The sequence below is a fragment of the Mesorhizobium sp. M8A.F.Ca.ET.057.01.1.1 genome, assembly GCF_003952565.1.
Lineage (GTDB): Bacteria > Pseudomonadota > Alphaproteobacteria > Rhizobiales > Rhizobiaceae > Mesorhizobium.
The window spans coordinates 556,152-577,627 of record NZ_CP034454.1 but is presented as its reverse complement, the minus strand read 5'-3'; the positions used below and the strand labels follow the sequence as shown (position 1 = coordinate 577,627).

19 protein-coding genes, 1 tRNA gene and 1 pseudogene are annotated in these 21,476 nt (G+C 62.0%); 4 read left to right on the top strand and 17 right to left on the bottom strand.

Translation table 11 applies throughout. The features are described 5' to 3' along the window. Positions 1 to 167: 167 nt before the first annotated feature. From EJ077_RS02490 to rsfS, 4 genes are all read right to left on the bottom strand, one after another. Positions 168 to 1,499, bottom strand: coding sequence for a S41 family peptidase (locus EJ077_RS02490; RefSeq protein ID WP_208699360.1), 1,332 nt, complete (start codon positions 1,497 to 1,499; stop codon positions 168 to 170). Between the two features lies 1 nt (position 1,500). Further along, positions 1,501 to 2,850, bottom strand: a complete 1,350-nt coding sequence (locus EJ077_RS02485; protein ID WP_208699359.1) for a murein hydrolase activator EnvC family protein — start codon at positions 2,848 to 2,850, stop codon at positions 1,501 to 1,503. Between the two features lie 153 nt (positions 2,851 to 3,003). Further along, complete coding sequence (gene rlmH / locus EJ077_RS02480) at positions 3,004 to 3,486, bottom strand: 23S rRNA (pseudouridine(1915)-N(3))-methyltransferase RlmH (RefSeq protein WP_208699357.1); 483 nt, start codon at positions 3,484 to 3,486, stop codon at positions 3,004 to 3,006. 82 nt (positions 3,487 to 3,568) lie between these two features. Further along, complete coding sequence (gene rsfS, locus EJ077_RS02475) at positions 3,569 to 3,946, bottom strand: ribosome silencing factor (RefSeq protein ID WP_023777607.1); 378 nt, start codon at positions 3,944 to 3,946, stop codon at positions 3,569 to 3,571. A 242-nt stretch (positions 3,947 to 4,188) separates the two neighbouring features. On the opposite strand from rsfS, the gene EJ077_RS02470 reads away from it, so the two are divergent. Beyond that, on the top strand, positions 4,189 to 5,040 hold the full coding sequence (locus EJ077_RS02470) for a mechanosensitive ion channel family protein (RefSeq protein WP_135917109.1): 852 nt from the start codon (positions 4,189 to 4,191) through the stop codon (positions 5,038 to 5,040). Here the strand turns inward: EJ077_RS02470 and EJ077_RS02465 are convergent, their stop codons facing one another. From EJ077_RS02465 to obgE, 5 genes are all read right to left on the bottom strand, one after another. After that, positions 5,041 to 6,333, bottom strand: a complete 1,293-nt coding sequence (locus tag EJ077_RS02465) for an MFS transporter (protein ID WP_208699355.1) — start codon at positions 6,331 to 6,333, stop codon at positions 5,041 to 5,043. Positions 6,334 to 6,421: 88 nt separating this feature from the next. Then, positions 6,422 to 7,054 carry a nicotinate-nucleotide adenylyltransferase gene (locus EJ077_RS02460; protein ID WP_245458619.1) on the bottom strand — a complete coding sequence of 211 codons (633 nt, stop codon included), beginning with the start codon at positions 7,052 to 7,054 and terminating at the stop codon, positions 6,422 to 6,424. Between the two features lie 27 nt (positions 7,055 to 7,081). Beyond that, a complete protein-coding gene (locus EJ077_RS02455) occupies positions 7,082 to 8,368 on the bottom strand; it encodes a glutamate-5-semialdehyde dehydrogenase (RefSeq protein ID WP_208699353.1) in 1,287 nt (428 codons plus the stop codon). A 3-nt stretch (positions 8,369 to 8,371) separates the two neighbouring features. Continuing rightward, positions 8,372 to 9,508: a glutamate 5-kinase gene (gene proB, locus EJ077_RS02450; protein ID WP_208699351.1), complete on the bottom strand. Its 1,137-nt coding sequence runs from the start codon at positions 9,506 to 9,508 to the stop codon at positions 8,372 to 8,374. A 4-nt stretch (positions 9,509 to 9,512) separates the two neighbouring features. After that, positions 9,513 to 10,544, bottom strand: coding sequence for a GTPase ObgE (gene obgE / locus EJ077_RS02445; protein WP_127872161.1), 1,032 nt, complete (start codon positions 10,542 to 10,544; stop codon positions 9,513 to 9,515). Between the two features lie 130 nt (positions 10,545 to 10,674). Here obgE and EJ077_RS02440 point away from each other — a divergent pair, with 130 nt between their 5' ends. Beyond that, positions 10,675 to 11,544, top strand: a complete 870-nt coding sequence (locus EJ077_RS02440; protein WP_208699349.1) for an endonuclease/exonuclease/phosphatase family protein — start codon at positions 10,675 to 10,677, stop codon at positions 11,542 to 11,544. Positions 11,545 to 11,749: 205 nt separating this feature from the next. On the opposite strand, the gene EJ077_RS02435 is transcribed toward EJ077_RS02440, so the two are convergent. From EJ077_RS02435 to EJ077_RS02425, 3 genes are all read right to left on the bottom strand, one after another. Next, positions 11,750 to 12,337 (bottom strand): GNAT family N-acetyltransferase, encoded by a 588-nt coding sequence (locus EJ077_RS02435; RefSeq protein WP_208699347.1) that lies wholly within the window; start codon positions 12,335 to 12,337, stop codon positions 11,750 to 11,752. Between the two features lie 135 nt (positions 12,338 to 12,472). Then, positions 12,473 to 12,742, bottom strand: a complete 270-nt coding sequence (gene rpmA / locus EJ077_RS02430) for a 50S ribosomal protein L27 (protein ID WP_013529063.1) — start codon at positions 12,740 to 12,742, stop codon at positions 12,473 to 12,475. Positions 12,743 to 12,840: 98 nt separating this feature from the next. After that, positions 12,841 to 13,509 (bottom strand): 50S ribosomal protein L21, encoded by a 669-nt coding sequence (locus EJ077_RS02425; protein ID WP_127275341.1) that lies wholly within the window; start codon positions 13,507 to 13,509, stop codon positions 12,841 to 12,843. A 333-nt stretch (positions 13,510 to 13,842) separates the two neighbouring features. Between EJ077_RS02425 and EJ077_RS02420 the strand changes: the two genes are divergently transcribed. Continuing rightward, positions 13,843 to 13,932, top strand: a tRNA-Ser gene (locus EJ077_RS02420). A 114-nt stretch (positions 13,933 to 14,046) separates the two neighbouring features. After that, complete coding sequence (locus tag EJ077_RS02415) at positions 14,047 to 15,369, top strand: tyrosine-type recombinase/integrase (RefSeq protein ID WP_126057794.1); 1,323 nt, start codon at positions 14,047 to 14,049, stop codon at positions 15,367 to 15,369. 1,454 nt (positions 15,370 to 16,823) lie between these two features. Here EJ077_RS02415 and EJ077_RS31840 read toward each other — a convergent pair. From EJ077_RS31840 to ccoS, 5 genes and pseudogenes are all read right to left on the bottom strand, one after another. Next, positions 16,824 to 17,489 (bottom strand): EAL domain-containing protein, encoded by a 666-nt coding sequence (locus EJ077_RS31840; RefSeq protein WP_245454739.1) that lies wholly within the window; start codon positions 17,487 to 17,489, stop codon positions 16,824 to 16,826. After that, positions 17,483 to 18,646, bottom strand: coding sequence for a GGDEF domain-containing protein (locus EJ077_RS31835; protein WP_245455339.1), 1,164 nt, complete (start codon positions 18,644 to 18,646; stop codon positions 17,483 to 17,485). Before EJ077_RS31835 ends, EJ077_RS31840 begins: the two co-directional genes overlap by 7 nt. A 253-nt stretch (positions 18,647 to 18,899) precedes the next feature. Next, positions 18,900 to 20,080 (bottom strand): annotated as a pseudogene (gene ubiM / locus EJ077_RS02405) (5-demethoxyubiquinol-8 5-hydroxylase UbiM). A gap of 280 nt (positions 20,081 to 20,360) precedes the next feature. Further along, positions 20,361 to 20,705: a hypothetical protein gene (locus tag EJ077_RS02400; RefSeq protein WP_126057793.1), complete on the bottom strand. Its 345-nt coding sequence runs from the start codon at positions 20,703 to 20,705 to the stop codon at positions 20,361 to 20,363. 612 nt (positions 20,706 to 21,317) lie between these two features. After that, complete coding sequence (gene ccoS, locus EJ077_RS02395) at positions 21,318 to 21,473, bottom strand: cbb3-type cytochrome oxidase assembly protein CcoS (RefSeq protein WP_081714250.1); 156 nt, start codon at positions 21,471 to 21,473, stop codon at positions 21,318 to 21,320. Positions 21,474 to 21,476 lie beyond the last annotated feature (3 nt).

Here is a 21,476-nt window from a genome sequence, read left to right as displayed (position 1 = left end):
CGAAGGCGACCTCCTTCGGGAAGACATGCACGAATTCGTCAATCCTGGCGCCCCCCTTGGCGCCGTCCCTGGAGGCCTGGTCCTGCCCCCCGAATCAAACTGCCGGAACCTTTCGGTCCCGGCAGCATCGCATTGCTTCGTTCAACCGGCCAGACCGGTTGCCGGCCTTACTGGTTGAGCACGGCCTTTTCCGGATTGGGCGGGAAGGCCGGATCGGTCTTCTGGCCACGCAGCAGCTGCTCGGCATAGATGAGCTGCAGGTCGTCCTTCGGATCCGGCGGCACATAGGCTGCGGAGCCCGAGCCGGTCTTGCTCTCGTCGGCGCCCTTGATATGACCCTTGAGATCGGACTCGCCACGCGTCAGGTCCCTGCCCTGCAGTTCCGGCGGCAACGGCTGGTCGACCTTGATGTCGGGCGTGATGCCCTTGCCCTGGATCGACTTGCCCGACGGCGTGTAATAGAGCGCCGTCGTCAGCCTGAGCGCGCCATTCTCGCCGAGCGGAATGATGGTCTGCACCGAGCCCTTGCCGAAGGACTGCGTGCCGACCACCGTGACGCGGCGCAGATCCTGCAGCGCGCCCGCGACGATTTCCGAAGCGCTGGCCGAGCCGCCATTGACGAGCACGATCATCGGCTTGCCGTTGATGTCGTCGGTCGGCTTCGGCTTGGCGTCGAAGCGGGTGACGTCCTTGGGATCGCGGCCGCGCGTCGAGACGATCTCGCCGCGCTTGAGGAAGGCATCCGACACGCTCACCGCCTGGTCGAGCAGGCCGCCCGGGTTGAGGCGCAGGTCAAGCACATAGCCCTTCAGCTTGTCGTCCGGCACCTGCTTCTTGATGGTGTCGATGGCGTTCTCGAGGTCGTCATAGGTCTTTTCGGTGAAGGAGGTGATCTTCATGTAGCCGATGTCGTTCTCGACCCGGAACTTGACCGCCTTGACCTTGATGATGTCACGCACGACCGTCAGTTCGATCGGCTTGTCGGCGCCCTGGCGCAGGATGGTCAGCTTGATCGGCGTATTGACCAGGCCGCGCATCTTGTCGACCGCGTCGTTGAGCGTCAGGCCGCGAACCTCTTCACCGTCGATTTTCGCAATATAGTCGCCGGCCAGCACGCCCGCCTTGGCAGCCGGCGTGTCGTCGATCGGCGTGATCACCTTGACCAGGTCGTTCTCCATGGTGACCTCGATGCCGAGGCCGCCAAATTCGCCCTTGGTCTGCACGCGCATGTCCTGCGCCTGTTCGGCGTTCATGTAGGAGGAGTGAGGATCGAGCGAGGAAAGCATGCCGTTGATGGCGTTCTCGACCAGCGACTTGTCGTCGGGCGGGGTCACATACTGCGCCCGCACCCGCTCGAAGATGTCGCCGAAGATCGCCAGTTGCTTGTAGGTCTCCGACCCCGCAGCATTCGCCGCCGAGCCGGGTGCGCCATAGACAAGGCTCATGGCGGACGCGCCCATCAGCGCACCGGCAAACAGAAGCGACAGTTTCCGCATCATTTCACGTCCTTCCAGAAAAACGGTCCGCCCACCATGGGGCCGGATCGACGGGTTTTCCATCCTTGCGGAACTCGACATAGAGTTCCGGCGTGGCATTTCCATTCTTCGAAACCGAGGTGCTTGCCACCCGGGCTTCTCCCATCGCGCCGACCGGCTCTCCTGCGAGCACTGACTGGCCAGTCGCGACGCTGATTCTGCTCATCCCAGCCAAGACGACATGATAACCGTCGCCGGCATTGAGGATCAAGAGTTGACCATAGGAGCGAAACGGCCCCGCATAAAGCACATTCCCATCCGCCGGTGCGGTAACGATGGCTCCCGATTGTGTCGCAACCATGTCCCCAAGCATCAAGGCGCCGTTACCGTCGTCGGCACCGAACCGGCGTTTGATGCGGCCTGTGACCGGCAGGGCGATCTGTCCCTGCAGCGCCGAGAAAGGCGCCGCCGCCGCCAACCGGTTGCCCTCGGGAACCGGCAGCGATGCCGTCTGGTCGCCTCCGGGCTCGGTGCCGCTGGCCTGGCCGGCGGCGGCTGCCTTCGCGGCATCCGCGGCCTTGCGGTTCTTGTCCGCCTGCGCTTCGAGCGAGGCGATCAGATCCTTCAGGCTGCTGGCCTTGGCCGCCAGTTGCTCGGAACGCTGCCGTTCGGCCGCCATCTGCGCCTTTGTGTCGGCCTCGAGCTTCTGCTTGGCTTCGAGCAGCATGCCAAGACGTCTCTTCTCCGCCGCCTGGTCGCCGACCGCGGCCGTCAGCCGCGCCCGTTCGGCCTCGATCGAAGCCGTCACCCGGGTCTGTTCCTTGAGATCGGCCAGCAGCGCATCGGTCTGCTGGCGCAGTTCCGGCACCACGGCGCCGAGCAGGATGGCGCTGCGCACCGACGACAGCGCGTCCTCCGGCTTGACCAGGATCGCCGGCGGCGGATTGAGCCCCATGCGCTGCAGCGCGCCCAGCACTTCGGCCAGCACGTCGCGGCGCGCCGCCAGTGAAGCGCGTATCTTCTGTTGCTGGCCCTTCAGCCCCTCCAGCTTGGCGCCGATGTCCTCGATGTCCTGGCCGAGCTTCTGTTCGGTCATCGCCGACTGGATCAGCGCGGCGGTGATCGAGGCGTGGTCCTTCTTGACCGCGGCGATATCGGCGGCGAGCTTGGCCAGCCGTTCCGACGACAGCGTTATTTCCTTGGAAACCTGCTCGTATTCGGCGCGGCTCTGGTCTGGATCGGGCGCCATGTCGAGCGTGTTTTCGGCCCGCACCGCATGGAGCGACAGAAGCACCGCCGCCGCCGCGATGCCGCAGCGCGCGCGCCAGGAGCCCCCGGTGGATGAGCCCGTCGTCGATTTATAGCCTTCAGACATTCGCGATCGATTCTATCCGCGGCTTCGTTAACGAATCATCAACCATGTTAGCGCCGTCGCCCAAAGGGTTCGCAAAAACGCCCTGTAAAGCAAAGGCAGCCCCTGGAATGAATTTTACGCGGCATTAGGGCTAAATTCGGTGCGACCCGGCTTTCAGGACCTGTGGTAGGGATGGCCCGACAGGATGGTCGCCACCCTGTAGAGTTGTTCGCCCAGCATCACGCGCACCAGCTGATGCGGCCAGGTGAGCGCCCCGAACGACATTACCAGATCGGCCTGGTCACGCAGCGGCGGATCGTGGCCGTCGGCGCCGCCTATGGCGAGCACCAGCGCCTTGCGTCCACCATCGCGCAACTGTCCGATACGGCTGGCGAAATCCTGGGAGGACAGGCTCTTGCCTCGCTCGTCGAGCAGGATGAGGGCAGTGCCTGGCTGCAGCTGCGCCTGCAGGCGCGAGCCTTCGTCGCGCTGGCGCTCGGTGGCGCTCTGCGCGCGGCCCTCGGCGATCTCGGTGATCCCGGCGAATTCGAGCCCCACCGCGGGCCCGCTCTTGGCGAAGCGCTCGAAATAGCGGTCGGCCAACTCCCGCTCGGGGCCGGCTTTCATTCGGCCCACGGCATGAACTGAAATCTTCATCCTCGCCTCTATGAGCCGCTAATGCATGTCGCCCAAGTGGGAACCGGGTTTAGGGCAACGACATGCATCAGACAAAATCGGCTTAGTGGAGGGTCTCTTCCTCGAGATCCGGCGCCTGCCACATCTTTTCAAGATTGTAGAATTCGCGGACTTCGGGACGGAAGACATGGACGATGATATCGCCAGAATCGATCAGGACCCAGTCGGCGCCTGACAGCCCCTCGACGCGCGCCGTGCCGAGGCCGGCATCCTTGAGCGCCTTGAGGAGATGGTCGGCGACAGCCGAGACATGACGGTGCGATCGGCCCGACGCGACGACCATGTAGTCGCCGAGGCTCGATTTCCCCTGAATGTCGATTGAGACAATGTTTTCGGCCTTGGAGTCTTCCAGACTGGCAAGGACTGTCTTGATGGCACGGGACACGGCGTCGTCTACGCTGATCCTGGCCGGCGAAGGCATGATATCGGCCTTCTTCCGCAGTGCTGTTCTCAGTGTATTTCCTTTCGCAGCAAGAACAACCAAATCACCCCTGAAAGCAGGTGACACCACTTAGATAGGCAGAGTTCCGTTGCAGTTTCAAGACGGAGCCCCAACTGAAGCGAACTTGCCGACTGGCATATCGTTCCGCGCGAGACGCAAAAACATCGGAACCCAGGCGTCCGGCAGCGGTTATCGGCTGACCGACCAACCGGAATCCCGCCATGCCGATCGACCCGCAAAACACCCTTCTCACCGTCCAGGCCGGCCTCGCTCAGCTCAGTACGCTGATCGTCTCCTATTCCTTCTCGGCCATCGGCGCCGTCATCCTGCTGGTGGTCGGCTACATCGTTGCCAACCTTGCCGAGCGCTCGATCTCGGCTGGCCTCGGCCACATCCACGGGTTCGACGCGACGCTGCGGCATTTCTTTTCCAAGATCGTGCGCTACGCCATCCTGATCCTTGTCGTCATCATGGTGCTCGGCCAGTTCGGCGTGCAGACCGCATCGATCATCGCCGCGATCGGCGCCATAGGCCTGGCCATCGGTCTCGCCCTGCAAGGCACGCTGCAGAACATCGCGGCCGGCATCATGCTGCTCGCGCTGCGGCCGTTCCGCATCGGCGAATCCGTCGAGGTCGGCGCCATTGCCGGTTCGGTCGAGGAAATCGGCCTCTTCGCCACGAAGCTCAGGACCGCCGACGGCGTCTACATACTGGCCCCCAATTCGACGCTGTGGAACCAGCCGGTACGCAATTTCACCCGCAACGGCGTGCGCCGCACCGATATCACGCTCAGCATCGGCTCCTGGAACGACATAGATGGGGCGCAGAAGACATTGCTTGCCATTGCCGGCGCCGAGAAGCGCATCCGCCGCGAACCGGCGCCGATCGCCTTCGTGGCCGCACTCGGCGATACGACCGTTTCGCTCACCTTGCGCTACTGGACCGCGGCGGCGGACTATTTCGCCACCCAGATCGACATGACGAAACGCGCCAAGCAGGCCTTCGACAGCGAAGGCATCTCCATCCCGCTGCCACCCCCGGAAGCGCCGCCACCCGAGGTCCGCAAACAATAATCAGCCGCCCCTGTGGCGGACCTCTTCGTACGGCGAGAAGGCGAGTTCCACCGGCAACGGTGCTTGCGCCGACATCGGCGCGAAACTGCCCGTGGCGCCCGCCGGAACGGGCCGCGCCGCGATCACCCGCCACAGCACGAACAGGCAGAATACCGAGGCGATGACGATGCCGACATAGATGAAGGTTGCCGTGCCGAAGACAGCGGAAAGCGCCGTGACGATGCCCGGCACGATGAAGCCGGCGAGCGACCAGGCAAACAGCATCGAGCTCGACAGCGCGAGCAGTTCATCCTTCCTGGCGCGGTCGGCGGCATGCGCGCTGGAGAGCGCGTAGATCGATTCCGCCGCCCCGTCCCAGATCAGGTAGATCACCAACAGGACCATCAGCGCACCGCCGTCGAAGGCGATAGCAAAAACGCTGGCTGCGGCCGCCAGCGCCGCGGCGCCGGCAAGCACGTAACGCCGGTCGGTGCGGTCCGAAAGCCAGCCGAGCGGTATCTGCAGGATCAGCGTGCCGACCGGCATTGCCGACAGCAGCAGCGCGACATCGGCCTGGCTGTAGCCCTTGGCTGTGGCGTGGATGGGCGCGAAGCCGGAAATGATCATCGACAGCCCGCCGACCGCCAGCATGCCGGCGACGCCGACCGGCGAGATCCGCCAGGCCTGGCGCAACGCCACCGAAGCCGCCTGCGGCGCCGGCGGCTGGGCAAGCCGCGTCATGCCGACAGGCAGGATCGACAGGGCGGTAAAGGTGATGCCGATCAACGACGCCGCGGCCGTGTGGATGTCGACGACGGCAAGCGTTGCGTAGCCGACGCCAAGGCCGGCAATATAGGCGACGTAGAACACAGCCATCAGCCGGCCGCGTATGGCGTTCGGCAGCGCGTCGTTGAGCCAGCTCTGCGCGACGATGAACAGGCCGCATATGGCAAAGCCGTAAAGCGCGCGAGCCACGATCCACAGCAGAGGGTGCGGCCCGGCGCCGATAGCGGCATTCGACAGCGCGATCAGCGCCGACAGCACCATGAAGGCGCGTGCATGGCCGACCCTGCGCACCAGCGGCCCGGTCAGGATGCAGCCGGCAAGGCCGCCGGCCGACAGACCGGTGACGATCAGCCCGGCCCAGACCGGATCGAACCCCTCCACCCCGAGCCGCACGGGGATGTAGGCGAACATCAGCCCATTGCCGATGGCAATCAGCGCCATCGATACGATGACGCTGGCAATCGCGATCAGCGGCGCGGGCGTGTCGCCCTGCTTGGGATCGAGCGTGGGGTGGGTCTTTTCCAGCATGCCGGATCAGCATCGCCTATTGATGGGGCGGATGCCGTTGCAAAAACGACATCGCTGGCCCGATGAATCCGCTACCCGAACCGGCCGCTCAGCCCTTCGCCATCTCGCGGATCGCGCTCGAAGACAGCGAGGAGCGCGGACCGTGGATGAAGGTCCAGGCCGGCGCCTTCATCCGGGCGAGCAGCGGCGCGTCCCCCTCGTCGATGCGGGCGTAGTCGAAGGTCTTGGCAACCACCGACGACAGGAACGACAGTGTGGCGCCCGGACGGTCGATGACCGCGATCGGAAAGGTGAGCACAATCTCGCGCCAGCGCTGCCATCGGTGGAAATCGCGCAGCGAGTCGGCGCCCATGATCCAGACGAAGTCGACGCCGGGATTGCGCGCCTTGACCAGAGCCAGCGTGTCCGCGGTGTAGCGCACATTGTGTGCCGCCTCGAAGGCCGTGACCTTGATCTTCGGGTTCTTGGCGATCTTCTCGGAAAACGCGATGCGCTCGCCCAGCGGCGCCAGCTCGCGCGTGCTCTTCAACGGATTGCCCGGCGTCACCATCCACCACAACTGATCGAGTGCCAGGCGCCGCAAAGCGATTTCGGCAACCAGCGCATGGCCGGCATGCGGCGGGTTGAACGAGCCGCCGAACAGACCCACGGCGAGGCCCTTCTCGGCGTGAGGCATCTTCAGATAGCTGGAGGGCACCGCCGGTTCGGAAGAAGCCAGCATCGCTTCAGTCTCTGGCGACGAACAGCTTCAAGATCTCACCTGTCCCGACCCGCGTACGCGGTATTTGAACGAGGTCAGCTGCTCGACGCCGACCGGCCCGCGCGCATGCATCTTGCCGGTGGCGATGCCGATCTCGGCGCCCATGCCGAACTCGCCGCCATCGGCGAACTGCGTCGAGGCGTTGTGCAGCAGGATCGCCGAATCGATCTCGTTGAAGAACCGTTCCACCGCCTGGCCATCCTCGGCGACGATCGCCTCGGTGTGATGCGACGAAAAGGTCTCGATGTGGTCGATCGCGCCACTGATGCCGTCGACCAGCTTCACCGCGATGATGGCGTCGAGATATTCCGTCACCCAGTCGGCATCGGTCGCCGGCTTCGCGTCGAAGAAGACTTTCATCACTTCGGCATCGGCATGGATTTCACAGCCGGCGGCGCGCAGCGCGTCGAGGATCGGCACCAGATGGGTCGTGGCGACGGCTCGGTCGACCAGCAGCGTCTCGGCCGCGCCGCAGACACCGGTGCGCCGCATCTTGGCGTTGACGGCGATCCGCACCGCCATGTCGAGCTCGGCGGAGCGGTCGACATAGAGATGGCAGATGCCTTCGAGATGGGCGAAGACCGGCACCCGCGCCTCGCTCTGCACCCGCCCGACCAGGCTTTTGCCGCCGCGCGGGATGATGACGTCGAGATTGCCGCCAAGCCCTTTGAGCATTTCGCCGACCGCGGCGCGGTCGGTGGTCGGCACCAGCTGGATGGCATCCTCGGGCAGACCGACCGCCTTCAGCCCCTCGACCAGGCAGGCGTGGATCGCCGAGGAGGAATTGAGCGAATCCGAGCCGCCGCGCAAGATCACCGGATTGCCGGCCTTGAGGCAGAGCGCGCCCGCATCCGCCGTCACGTTCGGCCGGCTTTCATAGATGACGCCGACGACACCGAGCGGCGTGCGCACGCGCTCGATATGCAGGCCGTTGGGGCGATCCCACGCGGCGATGACATCGCCAACGGGATCGCTGAGTGCGGCGATCTCGCGGATGCCGTCCGCTATGGCGCGGACGCGCGCCGGATTGAGTCTAAGTCGGTCCATGAAGGAGGCCGACAGCCCGGATTCCTCACCATTCGAGACGTCGATGGCATTGGCGTCGAGAATGTCCTGTTCCCGGGCGAGGATCGCGTCCGCCATGGCGACAAGCGCGGCATTCTTGGCGGCCGTTGTGGCGATGGCCAGCGGTCGCGCGGCAGCGCGGGCACGGCGGCCGATTTCGGCCATCAGTGCCACGGTATCGTCCCGGGATTTTTCATGCAGCTTCAGCATGGCTCATCCTCCGCTTATGTCGCCTCCAGCGTGACTCACCACAAGATCGTCGCGGTGGATCATCGCCGAACGCGCCTCGTAACCGAGCACGGTTTCGATCTCGGCCGTCTTCAGGCCTGCGATCCTTACGGCATCGGCGGCATCGTAGGCAACCAGCCCGCGCGCGATCTCACGGCCCTCGGGCGACAGGATCGCCACCGTATCGCCGCGCGAGAAATTGCCGCTGACCAGTTTCACGCCGGCCGGCAGCAGCGACTTGCCCGAAATGAGCGCGCCGATGGCGCCGGCATCGACGGTCAGCCGCCCGGCCGGTTCGAGCTGGCCGGCGATCCAGGTCTTGTAACCCTTCACCGGATTGCTGCTTGGCCGGAAGAAGGTGGCGCGCTCGCCGCGCTCGATCGCCATCAGCGGCGAGAGCCGGGTCCCCGAGGTGATGATCATTGCCGTGCCGGCGGCGGTGGCGATCTTGCCGGCATCGAGTTTTGTGCGCATGCCGCCGCGCGACAGTTCGGACGCGGCGGCTCCCGCCATAGCCTCGATGTCGGGCGTGATACGGTCGACCAACGGAATGAATTTGGCTTGCGGGTCGCGCGCCGGCGGCGCCGTGTAGAGCCCATCGATGTCGGACAGCAGCACCAGAAGGTCCGCGCCCATCATCGTTGCCACCCGCGCGGCCAGCCGGTCATTATCGCCATAACGGATTTCAGAGGTGGCGACCGTGTCGTTCTCGTTGATGACCGGCACCGCCTTCATCTTGAGCAGCGTCGATATCGTCGCGCGTGCATTGAGGTAGCGGCGGCGTTCCTCGGTGTCGCCGAGGGTCAAAAGGATCTGGCCCGACTTCAGGGCACCTTTGCCGAGTGCGTCCGACCAGGCGCCGGCGAGCGCGATCTGGCCGACGGCGGCCGCTGCCTGGCTTTCCTCAAGCTTCAGCGCCCGCTTGCCGAGGCCCAGAATGGTACGGCCAAGCGCGATGGCGCCCGAGGACACGACGAGGATCTCGGCACCGCCATTGGCAAGCACGGCGATATCGTCGGCGAGCGAGGCCAGCCAATCGCGCTTCAGGCCGCTCGTGCGGTCGACGAGCAGCGCCGAGCCGATCTTGACGGTGATGCGCCGGTATTTCCTGAGCGACTGCATGGCCCTACTTTTCCCAGCGCGTCTCGACCGGGGCGGCAATTTGCGCGCGGGCTTCGGCGATCACCGCCATTAGCGCGCGCTGCACCGCCTCGACGCCCTCGCCGGTGACGGCGGACAGCAGCATCGGCGCACGCCCGGCGGCGCGCTTGAGCGAAGCGACCTTCTTCTTGCGTGCGTCGGCGTCGAGCGTGTCGACCTGGCTCAGCGCCAGGATCTCGACCTTGTCGGTCAGGCCGTGGCCATAGGCTTCGAGTTCGGCGCGCACGGTCTTGTAGGCCTTGCCCGGATTCTCTTCCTGCGCCGACACAAGGTGCAGCAACACACGCGTGCGCTCGACATGGCCGAGGAAGCGGTCGCCGATGCCGACGCCTTCATGCGCGCCTTCAATCAGACCCGGGATATCGGCGATGACGAATTCGCGCGCGTCGATGCGCGCGACCCCGAGGCCTGGATGCAGCGTCGTGAACGGATAGTCGGCGATCTTCGGCTTGGCCGCGGTGACGGCGGCCAAGAATGTCGACTTGCCGGCATTGGGCAGCCCGACCAGTCCGGCATCGGCGATCAGCTTCAGCCTGAGCCAGATGTTGAGCTCCTCGCCCGGCAGGCCGGGATTGGCGCGCCGCGGCGCCTGGTTGGTCGAGGTCTTGAAATGCTGGTTGCCGAAGCCGCCATTGCCACCCTTGGCGAGCAGGAAGCGCTGGCCGACCACGGTCAGGTCGCAGATCAGCGTCTCGTTGTCTTCCTCGAAGACCTGCGTTCCGGCCGGCACTTTCAGTGTGACGTCGGCACCCTTGGCGCCGGTCATGTTGCGGCCCATGCCGTGGACACCGGTCTTGGCCTTGAAGTGCTGCTGGTAGCGATAGTCGATCAGCGTGTTCAGCCCGTCGACCGCTTCCAGCCAGACATCGCCGCCGCGACCGCCGTCGCCGCCATCCGGCCCGCCGAACTCGATGAATTTTTCGCGCCGGAACGACACCGAACCGGCGCCGCCGTCGCCGGAGCGGACATAGACCTTGGCTTGATCGAGAAATTTCATGGGATCGCAGTTTCTTTTATTGGCCTTGCGGCATTGCTCTAAACCTTGGGCCTTGCTCTAAACCAAGGCGCGGCCAAGGGCGAGGCCGTTTTGTGACAATGGCCGCGTGGGGTCGGCCGGAGATGTCGGAATGAGGCTTGTAACCTACAACATCCAGTACGGCATCGGTCTCGATGGGCGCTACGATATCGGGCGCATTACCGATGCCGTGCGCGGCGCCGACGTGATCGCGCTCCAGGAGGTCACCCGCAACAATCCCCGCAACGGCGGCCGCGACATGGTCGCCGAGATCGGCGAGGCGCTGCCCGATTATTTCGCCGTCTATGGCAGCAATTTCGAGGCCAATATCGGCTCGCGCATCGAGAACGGCCGCGCCATCACCACCACCTTCCAGCTCGGCAACATGGTCTTGTCGAAGACGCCCATTCATCTGTCGCGCAACCTGCTCTTGCCGCGCAGCCGCAGCTTCGAGATGATGAACTTCCAGCGCGGCGCGCTGGAAGCGCTGATCGAGACGCCGCTTGGTTTCATCCGCTTCTATTCCATCCATCTCGATCACCGCAGCCCGGTCGAGCGCGCCAGCCAGATTCAGTTCCTGCGCCAGCGCCTGTTGAACTATGCGCTCGAAGGCGGCGCATTGTCCGGCGTCACCGAGATCGGCCTGCCGGAACTGCCCCATCCGGAAGCCTTTGTCGGCATGGGCGATTTCAACATGCTGGCCGGCTCGCCCGAATATGTCGAACTTGCCGGCCGGCCGGACCATGAATTCGGCATGCCGCTGACCGCCGACTTCGCCGTCGATGCCGCCGTGCGCCTCGATGTCGCTGGCGAGGATCTCGTCTCCTGGGTCGATCCCAAGGACCCCACCAACGCCAGCCGCCACAAGCGCATCGACTATGTCTTCACCAGCGCGTCGCTTGCCCGCTCCCTGAAGCGCCTGTGGGTCGACCGGCAAGCCGTCGGATCCGACCACCGGCCGGTCTGGGTCGAACTGGGCTGAGCATAAGCCGCCAGTCCAATCGTGTATGAGAAAGCCCCCTCATCCGGCTGCTGCGCGGCTATCCGACGGGAGAAGAGACTGACGCCGGCACCAGCGACCTCCTCTCCCCTCGGGGAGAGGTCGGATTGCCCCGAATTGCCCTTCGCAATTCGGTTGGCAATCCGGGCGAGGGGGCTCTTGCTCGGGCCCGCCTTCAGGGCAATCATCAAAAGTGGACCCAGTTCCTGAGGCTGGTCCAGGTCTTCCTGTCGAGCCGGTAACGCTCGACCGGCACCTGGCCGGCGACGATCGAGTTCAGCATGCCCTGGCCGGCATACTGGAAGCCGCACTTGTGGATCACCCGGCGCGAGGCCGGGTTGATGACCCGGGTCGAGGCATGCAGCACCTGGATCGACGTCTTCTGGAAGGCAAGATCGACCAGCGCGTGCGCTGCTTCGGTCGCATAGCCGCGCTTCCAGTAAGGCTCGCCGATCCAGTAGCCGAGCTCCAGCCCGCGATCGGTGGTGTTCAGCCCGGCGCAGCCGACGAAAGTGTCGGTGCCGGCCAGCGTCAGCGCATAGGCGATGCCGGCGCGGCGCGACCTTGTCATGGCGAGGAAGGCACGCCCCTCGGCCTCGCCATAGGGGTGCGGCATGCGGGCCAGCATTTCGGCGACGTGACGGTTGTCGGCAAGCTCGACCAGTTGGGCGATATCCCGCTCCTCGGGAGCGCGCATGACCAGCCGCTCTGTAACCAGCACCGGACAATCTATCGCATAACTTTCGTCTTCTGAGTCTTCCGCTTCGGCAACCATTTCAACGTCCTCCAGGCAAAAGAAAAAGGGGAGATGGAAACCCATCTCCCCTGATCCTTTTCCTGGCTTTGCCAACCTTCTGGCTTCCAGACACCGGTTCCCGAGATGGGCGCCGGTGTTCTAGTGCGGAACCGGCTACTCCGCGGCTTTGGCAATCGGGTTGACCGATACGTAGGTTCGGCCGTTGGCTTTTTTGTTGAACGTCACGGCGCCGGTTTCGAGCGCGAAAAGGGTATGGTCCGTGCCCATGCCGACATTGACGCCGGGATGCCAGGTCGTGCCGCGTTGACGAATGATGATGTTGCCCGGGATGACGGCTTCGCCGCCGAACTTCTTCACGCCCAGACGCTTGGAATGCGAGTCGCGACCGTTGCGCGACGAGCCGCCAGCTTTCTTGTGTGCCATCTAACTAACTCCGTTGCGCCGCAAGGCGCCTAAAAGGCCTTATGAACGCGTTCGCGTTCCGTTTCAAGTCCGATCCGGCTGATGTTTCGCCGGAAAAATTACTTCTTCGCCAGTTCCTTGGCCTGTTCGCGCCAGTCCTTGATCTGGTCGGCGCTGAACGGCATGTGCTCGTCGATCTTGGCGACATCCTTGTCGCTGAGCTTGGCGAGCTGCGCGAAGGTGATGATGCCCTGCTCGGCGAGATCCTTGGCGGCGACCGGGCCGATGCCCTTGATCACGGTCAGGTCGTCCGGCTCGCCCTTCGGCGCCTTGAACAGCGGCGCGGCGACGGCCTCGGCCTTCGCTTCTTCCTTGGGGGCGTCCTTCTTGGCCTTGGCTTCCTTCGGCGCGGCCTCGGCAGCAACCTCAGCCTTGGCTTCCGCCTTGACAGCAGCCTTCTTGGCGGGCTTGGCGCCACCCAGCAGGATCTCGGAGATCCGCACGGTGGTCAAAAGCTGGCGATGGCCGATCTTGCGGCGCGAATTCTGGCGGCGGCGCTTCTTGAAAGCGATGACCGTGCGGTTCTTGCCCTGCTCGACGACTTCGGCGGTGACCAGAGCGCCATCGACGAACGGCGCGCCGAACGTGACATTCTCGCCCTCGCCATGCGCGAGTACGTGGCCGATCTCGACGATGTCGCCGACATTGGCTTCGACTTTTTCGATCTTCAGGAGATCGTTGGCGGCAACGCGATACTGCTTACCGCCCGTTTTAATGACTGCGAACATTTTTTGCCTTTCGCTGTTCGGTCGGCCTTGATGAACCGCCTCTGGCGGGTCGGCCGTCTTTTTGTCAGTCTGCGGGTTCAAAAAACAAGCGGCGCGGAAGAACCCTCCACGCCGATTGCGCGCTGTCCCTAACCGAAGGTTGCGTGGGAGTCAAGGCAAACAGCCCGATTCCTCGCCTTGGCGGACCAGCCGACATTGCCTGCCGAGGACAGGCAGCATCGGTCCAGGCAAGGTCCGGGACGGCAAGCTGAATTTCCGGCGGATTTGGCCTTGTAACCTGCCCGATCAGCCGTTATCTAGTGCGCCGCGCCGGCAACGGCGGACCATGACCGCGGAGAGGTGGCAGAGTGGTCGAATGCACCGCACTCGAAATGCGGCATGGGTGCAAGCCCATCGGGGGTTCGAATCCCTCCCTCTCCGCCATTTAGCTTCCATAATAATCGTTTCCTTTCAAAAGCTTCCTTGTTGCGCTTGACCAGCGCGAAGCGAAACTTATCTTAGACTGTGTAACAAACTGTGTAACATTAGAGAAAGATAATGCGACGTTCCGCAGCGCCAAAGCCGCATAAACGTGAAGGCATCTGGTATCTCGTCCGCAGGGTGCCGAAGGAATTCGCGGCGTTTGATCGCCGCTGCCTAGTACGCATTTCCACGGGCGTCGCCGTGGCTGACGATCCCCGCGGTGTACGGGCGCGAGATGCAGTGCAAAGCCTCGGCGCGGGGCTGGAGGCGTATTGGCGTAGACTGCGGGAAGGCCAATCCGCCGAGGCGGGGCTGCGTTTCGAAGCCGCGAGGAAGCGCGCGCGGTCATTTGGATTGGCCTATCGCTCTAACGAGGAACTAGCAGCGGGGCCGCTCGACGAACTCATGGCCCGTATCAAGCTGCTCCTCGACAAAAAATCGATCGAGGACGCGCAGGACGTCTCGGCCGTCATGGGTGGGGAGAAGCGGCCAGCGGTCCGCCTGAGCGGTCTTATCAAGGAATTCGAGACGATCGAGCAACAGAACTTGCTGACCATGTCGCCTAACCAAATCAAGAAATGGCGTAACCCCAAAAAGCGCGCAGTTGCCAATCTGGTTGGAGTCATTGGCGACAAGGAGATCGCAAGCCTCACTCGGGACGACGCAATCGCGTTCCGCGAGTGGTGGCAAAAGCGGATCGTTGAGGATGGACTTGATATCGGTACGGCCAACAAGGACATCGGCCATGTTTCGAAAATGCTGCGCGTCGTCGATCTGACTCACCAGCTCAAGCTGGAGCCGGTTTTTCGAAACCTGCGTCTTTCCGGCGCCGTCCCCGGGCAACGCGCTGCGTTCACAGCGGAGTTCATTCAGGAGAAGATACTCGCTGAAGGCGCGCTCGACGGACTCAATGACGAAGCCCGCCATCTAATCTATGTGATTGCCGATACCGGACTCAGGCTTTCTGAAGCGGCAAACCTCACCACCGAAACAATCCACCTCGATCAAGAAATCCCGCATGTGCGGGTGCGCCCCAATGGCCGTCGCTTGAAGACCGGTCATTCAGCCCGTGACATTCCCTTGGTTGGCGGCGCACTTGCAGCCATCAAGCTCCATCCGGACGGCTTTCCTCGTTATCGCGACAAGGCCGCGTCACTTTCAGCGCTCGTCAACAAGGTGCTCGCCAGCAAGGAACTTCTGCCGACTTCCGAGCATAGTCTTTATAGCCTGCGACACACTTTCGAGGACCGGCTGACGGCAGTTGAGGCGCCGGAGAAGGTAATTGCTTCTCTGATGGGCCACAAATGGATCCGGCCCAAATACGGCGCGGGACCTTCGTTAGCGCAAAAGCGCGAGTGGCTTCAAAAAATCGCTTTTACCCCGCCCGGGCGAATGTGATTGCGGCGCCATCCAGGCCTTGAGAACCAACCTCACGGCTCCAGCTGTCCGAGCCATTTAGGTTGAGCGTGGCCAGCACGCGCTGCGCTCGCTCGCGATTTCCGAGCTTCCGCCGCATTTGTTCGACCTCGTATTCCAGCCTTTCGAAGGTCGGTATATAGGCATCTCCATGCCGGATGACCAAGTAGGCGGCAACAGCTAGACAGCATTCTAGCTCCGTGGCCGATGGATCGGAAAAAGGGGCGACGCCATACCAAGACGAGCAACGCCTCTCGAGGGCTTCCGAACTAGGCAAACGGCCAGCATGTGGCATGGGATACAAACCTATGCCTGATCGACGAACCTAAAGTGCTCACGAAGCTTGACCGGTACGCGGGCCATCGGAGGGTTCTGCCTAAAACCGCCAAAAATTTTGAAACACCCATTCATCCGGCTCGAATTCAAAGGGATCGGCGATTTTTGGGTTATGGCTTGCAAGCATAGTTCAGCCCAGACAAGAACGCCTGATATCTTGTCGTTCACTGTCACCCTGCCAAATATGGTGCCGGTGACAACGGCAGTTTGGCGAGCAGAAGAATTCCCGAGACTGAGACGTTCTACGGCTTGGCCCATGTTCGCGCTCCTCCTCGATTGGAGACAGGATGGGCCATATGGAAGCGAATAAAAGGAGGTTGGTGACGAGTCTCGGTAGTGGAGTAGAAACGGGTGGAAAAGCTTGCGCTATTCGCCGTCGGCGCCGCTAAGCGCATTTGAGAGAAGGGGCAACGATCGCCAAGAGATGACGTCCGATCGCAAGCCGGCTAGAAATGCGACAGTGACGCGCCTTTTTTGGCACGACCTTAGCACCCGATCGGGCCTCAGCTGGTCGTCGTTGCGCAGCCGATCGGGTGCGATTTTTATAAAGCTCTCTTGGCTTTAGCTTTGAGAGCCCGTCATCGAGACAAATGCAAGGGAACGGTCCCGCCCCCTGGGGACATTCGACATGCCGTGGCAGCTTCCTATGGTGAGCCAGCGCATTCCGATACACGTTTTCCGCGCTCTACCGTTGCTCCAGCACCTGTGCTGAGGCTGAGCGCTTGATCAGGACCCGACCGCTGCTGTTGCGGGATGGTGACTGGGTTGAGGTCGCGAAAACCTTGACCGCGGGTACGTTGTTCATCCAGATGAGCGCTGAGCCGAGAAGCAGCCAAGAACGCTTCCCGTAATCGAATCCTACGGGAACCGCGAAACCAGCGTCCAAGGGACGCAATTCTCCGACGTCGTTCACTCAAGCTCATCTCGCAACTTGAACGCTTGTATGAAGCCGCTGCATGTGCGCCGGTGGACCGGATTGCTGCTATCCAAACCACGTGCTCAGTTTCGCCCCCGTAATAACTCTACCGTCCGAAACGGCTTTCGCGCGTCAGGTCCACCCCACATGAAAGTTCCGCGAGCAGCACGGACGGAGAGGCCGGTCACAACTCCTTCGCGTGCTCTTTTACTACCGAATCAAGTGCCAAATGGAGAGGCACTGCCTTAGAGAACAGGAAGCCCTGCGCGGTTCTGCAGCCAAGCTTGTACAGAGTTTGCCGATCTGCCTCTGTTTCAACGCCCTCGGCCATGACCTCGATCCCGAGCGTCCTACCAAGGTCAATCACCGCTTTGACAAGCAGCCGATTCTCCCGGGACTTGGCTAAGCCGCGAATGAAGCCCTGATCTATTTTCACTTTCCTGATCCGACTGTCCTTGAGCGATGCCAACGTCGAAAAACCGGTGCCGAAGTCCTCGAGCGCGATAGAAATGCCAGCATGTGAAAGCTGGCCGAGCTTTTCATCCACTCTGTCCGGATCCACTGGGGCTTCTTCGGTAATCTCGATGTCGAACATCGTTGCAGGGAGGTCTTTTGCCGCCAGACCATTAAGAATCATCTCGTCAATATCGCCAGCTTCCAACTCGCGCGGTGAAACATTCATCGCCACACGAACATCACGACGGTCAGCTTTGACCAAGCCCTCGATAAGAGCGCAACAGTCGGCGAATACCGTTTGAGTTAGCAGCTGAAGCATTCCAGTTTCGCGTGCCGCTGTCATGATCTCGGGCGGAGAAATGGGACCGTGAAGCGGGTGAGACCATCTTAGCAAGGCTTCAAAACCGACGACGCTTCAGTTTCGAGTCTTACGATTGGCTGAAACCAAGCGACCAAGCTTCTCATCGTTATCGCCGAATGAAGATCGCGTTCGATTGACTGGCGGCGTTGCAGTTCCCGGGCTAGCTCGGCACCGAACAGACAAAATTCATTCCTGCCGCGGCGCTTAGCTGTGTAAAGGGCGATGTCGGCCCGCAACAACATTTCCGTCAGTCCGGGGTTTTCAGCCAAGTAGATTCCTATAGACGCTCCAATGCGGACGGATGCGATCCCAGGATAGGGGCGAGCAAGCTTGGCTATGAGATTGGACGCGAGATTGGTGGGAGAAGGAGAATTCTTTCGCGAAGAAAAAACCAGCACGAATTCATCCCCACCGATGCGGGCGAGCGTTGAGCCCTCCGGTGCTTCTTCCTCTATTCGGCGGGCGATCCTGGCAAGCAGCTCGTCACCCGTTCTGTGACCGTAGGTACCGTTGACAGATTTGAACCCGTCCAGATCAATCAGCATGGCCACAAAGGGTCCATCGGTGTTCTCAAACTGATCGATTGCATGTTCGAGGCCCCGCCTGTTGAGGAGCGCGGTAAGATGGTCCTCCCTGGAATTGCGCTCCATTTCCGCGGCAAGCCGCTCGGCTTGATGTCTCAGGCGGCTCGCGTCACGGAAGCGCGCTTGTCCAACGAACGAGGATCGAACCAGGCCGCCCTCGAAAAGCAGGACGGCAAAAGCCAGAATGTAGTTTTCCGGGGCTCCCTTCGTCAGCAAACATGCGGCGGCAATGAGGAGTGGCGGTGTGATGAAGCATATCGCTGCCGCAGCATATGAGCTGCCGTACGTGACCGCGCCAGCTGAAATGCCCGCCAGAATTATTAGATGCAGCGATGCTTGAGACGTCGTGTATCCAGCCGTTAGGATGGCAAGGAATGACCAGGTGAATCCCGCCAGAAGAGCAAGCCTGCCAAACCAGCGAAGCCGCAGCCAAACCCGTGTCAGATCATCCTGGACTCCGGGTTCCTTCAGCTGATGACGGGCGAGTGCAAGGCGGGCGGCATTTATCGCATTAACGACCGAAAACCAGGCCGCGCCAGCAAGACCGTTCCCGGAAAGGGCCTGCACGGTCAAAATCAGCCCGGACAGCACAATGCTTATCGGCATTGAGACGAAAAGGCCTGCCCTCAGATCAGCGAGCTGGTCCTGAAGGATTCTCGCCTCCAGCGGATCTTCTTTTCCAAGGCTGGACGGGTCAGCTTGCTTACTCCTGCTTGTCCGCAGCCTATGCAGCCCCCTGAAGGACGGGTTAATTCTTCAATCGGAGATCAGCGTCGGGGAGCAGGATTACTCCGGTGCATCATGCACTCTCTCCCATCGCTCGCCCAGCACGCGCAAAAATGCGACTGCTGGTGCAGTATCACCGCTGGAGCTCCGCCGATATCCCATGCCGGACAAGGGGAACATGTTGGGCAAAGCGAAGCCCCAGATGCCTTGCAAGCCGTGCCGCCAGGTGGTCTCTGGAGTAGAGTCCAATCAATATGTTCGTTGCATGGTAGAGCGGCGCCGCCGACAGGCGCAGCCGCCTTTCGTATATATGCAGCATGTCGGGGTCGCCAACATTGCGGCCGTCGCGGCACGCAGTCATGATTCCACGGGCGAGTTGCTTCTGGCTGCTGAGACCGATGTTGAATCCGTGAGCGGTCACCGGGTGCATGCCGATGGCAGCGTCGCCGATGAGTGCGGCGCTCGGCGCCCGGAATTTGTGCGCCCAGGTCGTGACCAGCGGATAGGTGTGGCGCTTGCTTGCCAAGGTCATTTTTCCAAGGCGCCCTCGACACCGTTTCGTCAACTCCGACAGGAACAAATCATCATCGAAGGCAAGCAGTCTATAGGCCTCGTTTGAGCGCAATGTGAGCAGCAGCGACGACATGCCCTCCGCGAGGGGCAACATCGCTATCGTCTGATGGTGATCGAACCATTCGATGGCGATCTGGTGGTGGGCGCGCTCGTGCCTCACTCGGCAAATCAGCATCGAGTGGCCAAGCCGGTTGATATCGGCGCCGATGCCTAGCAGATCACGCGTGGCGGACAAACGCGAATCCGCGGCAACAACCAGCCGAGCAGTTAAACGCGCGCCATTAGAGAGCGTTACGACTGCTCCTTCTTGGCTGTTTGTTGCATCGACGACCGAGTGGCCGCACAACAGCCGGGCGCGATCCTGCAAGCGGACGATTTTGAACAGCGCCTCGCGGATCCGGCAATTTGGAACCAAAACCCCAGCGGTTCTCCAGAGTTGCTGGGAGGATCGAAACGAAGAGCGAATGCGCTCGAGCCGTTGAGCACGCGCGCGCCTTGAAGTGCTGATTTGTCCGAAGCCGGGATGACATCCCAGGCGCCGAGCTCGCGAAGGGTTCTGATCGAAGCGTTGGTCAGCGCGATTTCGCGACCATCGAAAGCCGGATTCGCCAGACTATCGAATGTGTTCTGTTCAACAACTGCCACCTTGAGTTCGCTTTGGGCAAGCGACGCAGCGAACGAAAGGCCGACCGGGCCGGCTCCAACGACAACGATGTCAAAATTATCGTCAGAGCCCATCAGCGTGCCGCCATCCGGTCGCCTATCCTCGTGTAACGGTGGAACTGAGCCGAGTGACATGAGCTCCGTGGCCGCCGCATTGCCTAAAGGCGCTGGGCCGGGAGATTCGCATCGATCGGCAACGAAGCACTCAAAGCGCTCAGAGGTGGATGCGGCTAACCGATCCCGCCCTTTGGCCGCGCAGCCGCGCAGATCGCCGCCAGCAAGCGAGACACTCGCGACGCTGGTCAGCCACGGCCGCGCCGCATCGATCGCCACATTCCACCTGGAACCCTTGCGCATACTACTCACGCTCCACGACGTCGAAGCGGGCTCTCTTGCGAGGGTATCGAACGTAGCGCTCTCTCTCGTCATCCCAGCCAAGGTAGCGGAAACTTTTATCCACGACCGCGCATATCTCATCAAGAACCTGCTGCATGGCTTCGATGTCGATGTCCTTGCAATTCAGTCGCCGATAGAGCAAAGCCCACGCGGCGACATAGTCGTCGAAATAGCGCGCGTCACTCGAACCAATGATCAACTTCGGACGGTTGATCGATCTCGAAAACGCACGTCCCAACCCCGATGATGCTCCGCAGCACGTTGACATCACGAGGATCTTCGGCGCTGGATGCGAGCCCTGGAACATTTCTACGAAGTCAGCCCAAAGAAGGCCACTTTCGACGCACACAACCCATCAAAGGCGAAAGCTGTTGATCGGCCCCCGTGTCCGCGCAGCCACGCGGATGGTCAGCCAGCAAGCGAGATACACACGACGCCGGTCAGCTAATGGCTGCGCCGTAAGCACAAGGCATGGCCGACCACACGACAGAAAACCCAGAACCGTGAAGGTGCTGATAATGACGACCAATCTTTCCGTAAGTCATGCATTTCTCCGTCGAAGACTGGTCAATAGAACACACCGATGAGTATGACCCTGATCTGGATCAGCCAGACATGACCAATCGGCACTGGCGGTTCACGGTCAGGTGATCGACCGTGACGTTCCACTTTGGAACCCGTGCGCACATGGCCAAGCTCTCGTCCGGCCACGCGAGGTACTCTCGTGGCATCAGCCGCCTCATACTGGGTGCAATGGGAGGCAGTCCTTCGCACGACAGAGGCTTTTCACAAATGTAGTGTGCAGCTTAGGTCAAGATGGTCATGGAGCATGGAGCATGGAGCATGGACAGCTTGTTCCCGACCGAGCCGGCTCGACTGACGAGCGCGATCCGCGCATCTTATGCACAGCGGATTGAAATCAGCGTTCCGGTTTGTCGTCCCGATCAATTAGTATCCGCTCGGCGGCTCCGTCGAGATCTTCGTATTGACCGCTTCGCAATGCCCAGACGAAGCCGGACACACCCAGTGCACCCAGAAAAAGGGCCACTGGTATGAGATAGAGCAACGTCGTCACGAG

Bases quoted from the DNA above. Each gene is read 5' to 3' on its own strand.
- EJ077_RS02490 (WP_208699360.1), bottom strand. From the start codon at position 1,499: ATGATGCGGAAACTGTCGCTTCTGTTTGCCGGTGCGCTGATGGGCGCG.
- EJ077_RS02485 (WP_208699359.1), bottom strand. From the start codon at position 2,850: ATGTCTGAAGGCTATAAATCGACGACGGGCTCATCCACCGGGGGCTCC.
- rlmH (WP_208699357.1), bottom strand. From the start codon at position 3,486: ATGAAGATTTCAGTTCATGCCGTGGGCCGAATGAAAGCCGGCCCCGAG.
- rsfS (WP_023777607.1), bottom strand. From the start codon at position 3,946: ATGCCTTCGCCGGCCAGGATCAGCGTAGACGACGCCGTGTCCCGTGCC.
- EJ077_RS02470 (WP_135917109.1), top strand. From the start codon at position 4,189: ATGCCGATCGACCCGCAAAACACCCTTCTCACCGTCCAGGCCGGCCTC.
- EJ077_RS02465 (WP_208699355.1), bottom strand. From the start codon at position 6,333: ATGCTGGAAAAGACCCACCCCACGCTCGATCCCAAGCAGGGCGACACG.
- EJ077_RS02460 (WP_245458619.1), bottom strand. From the start codon at position 7,054: ATGCTGGCTTCTTCCGAACCGGCGGTGCCCTCCAGCTATCTGAAGATG.
- EJ077_RS02455 (WP_208699353.1), bottom strand. From the start codon at position 8,368: ATGCTGAAGCTGCATGAAAAATCCCGGGACGATACCGTGGCACTGATG.
- proB (WP_208699351.1), bottom strand. From the start codon at position 9,508: ATGCAGTCGCTCAGGAAATACCGGCGCATCACCGTCAAGATCGGCTCG.
- obgE (WP_127872161.1), bottom strand. From the start codon at position 10,544: ATGAAATTTCTCGATCAAGCCAAGGTCTATGTCCGCTCCGGCGACGGC.
- EJ077_RS02440 (WP_208699349.1), top strand. From the start codon at position 10,675: ATGAGGCTTGTAACCTACAACATCCAGTACGGCATCGGTCTCGATGGG.
- EJ077_RS02435 (WP_208699347.1), bottom strand. From the start codon at position 12,337: ATGGTTGCCGAAGCGGAAGACTCAGAAGACGAAAGTTATGCGATAGAT.
- rpmA (WP_013529063.1), bottom strand. From the start codon at position 12,742: ATGGCACACAAGAAAGCTGGCGGCTCGTCGCGCAACGGTCGCGACTCG.
- EJ077_RS02425 (WP_127275341.1), bottom strand. From the start codon at position 13,509: ATGTTCGCAGTCATTAAAACGGGCGGTAAGCAGTATCGCGTTGCCGCC.
- EJ077_RS02415 (WP_126057794.1), top strand. From the start codon at position 14,047: ATGCGACGTTCCGCAGCGCCAAAGCCGCATAAACGTGAAGGCATCTGG.
- EJ077_RS31835 (WP_245455339.1), bottom strand. From the start codon at position 18,646: ATGCCGATAAGCATTGTGCTGTCCGGGCTGATTTTGACCGTGCAGGCC.
- EJ077_RS02400 (WP_126057793.1), bottom strand. From the start codon at position 20,705: ATGTTCCAGGGCTCGCATCCAGCGCCGAAGATCCTCGTGATGTCAACG.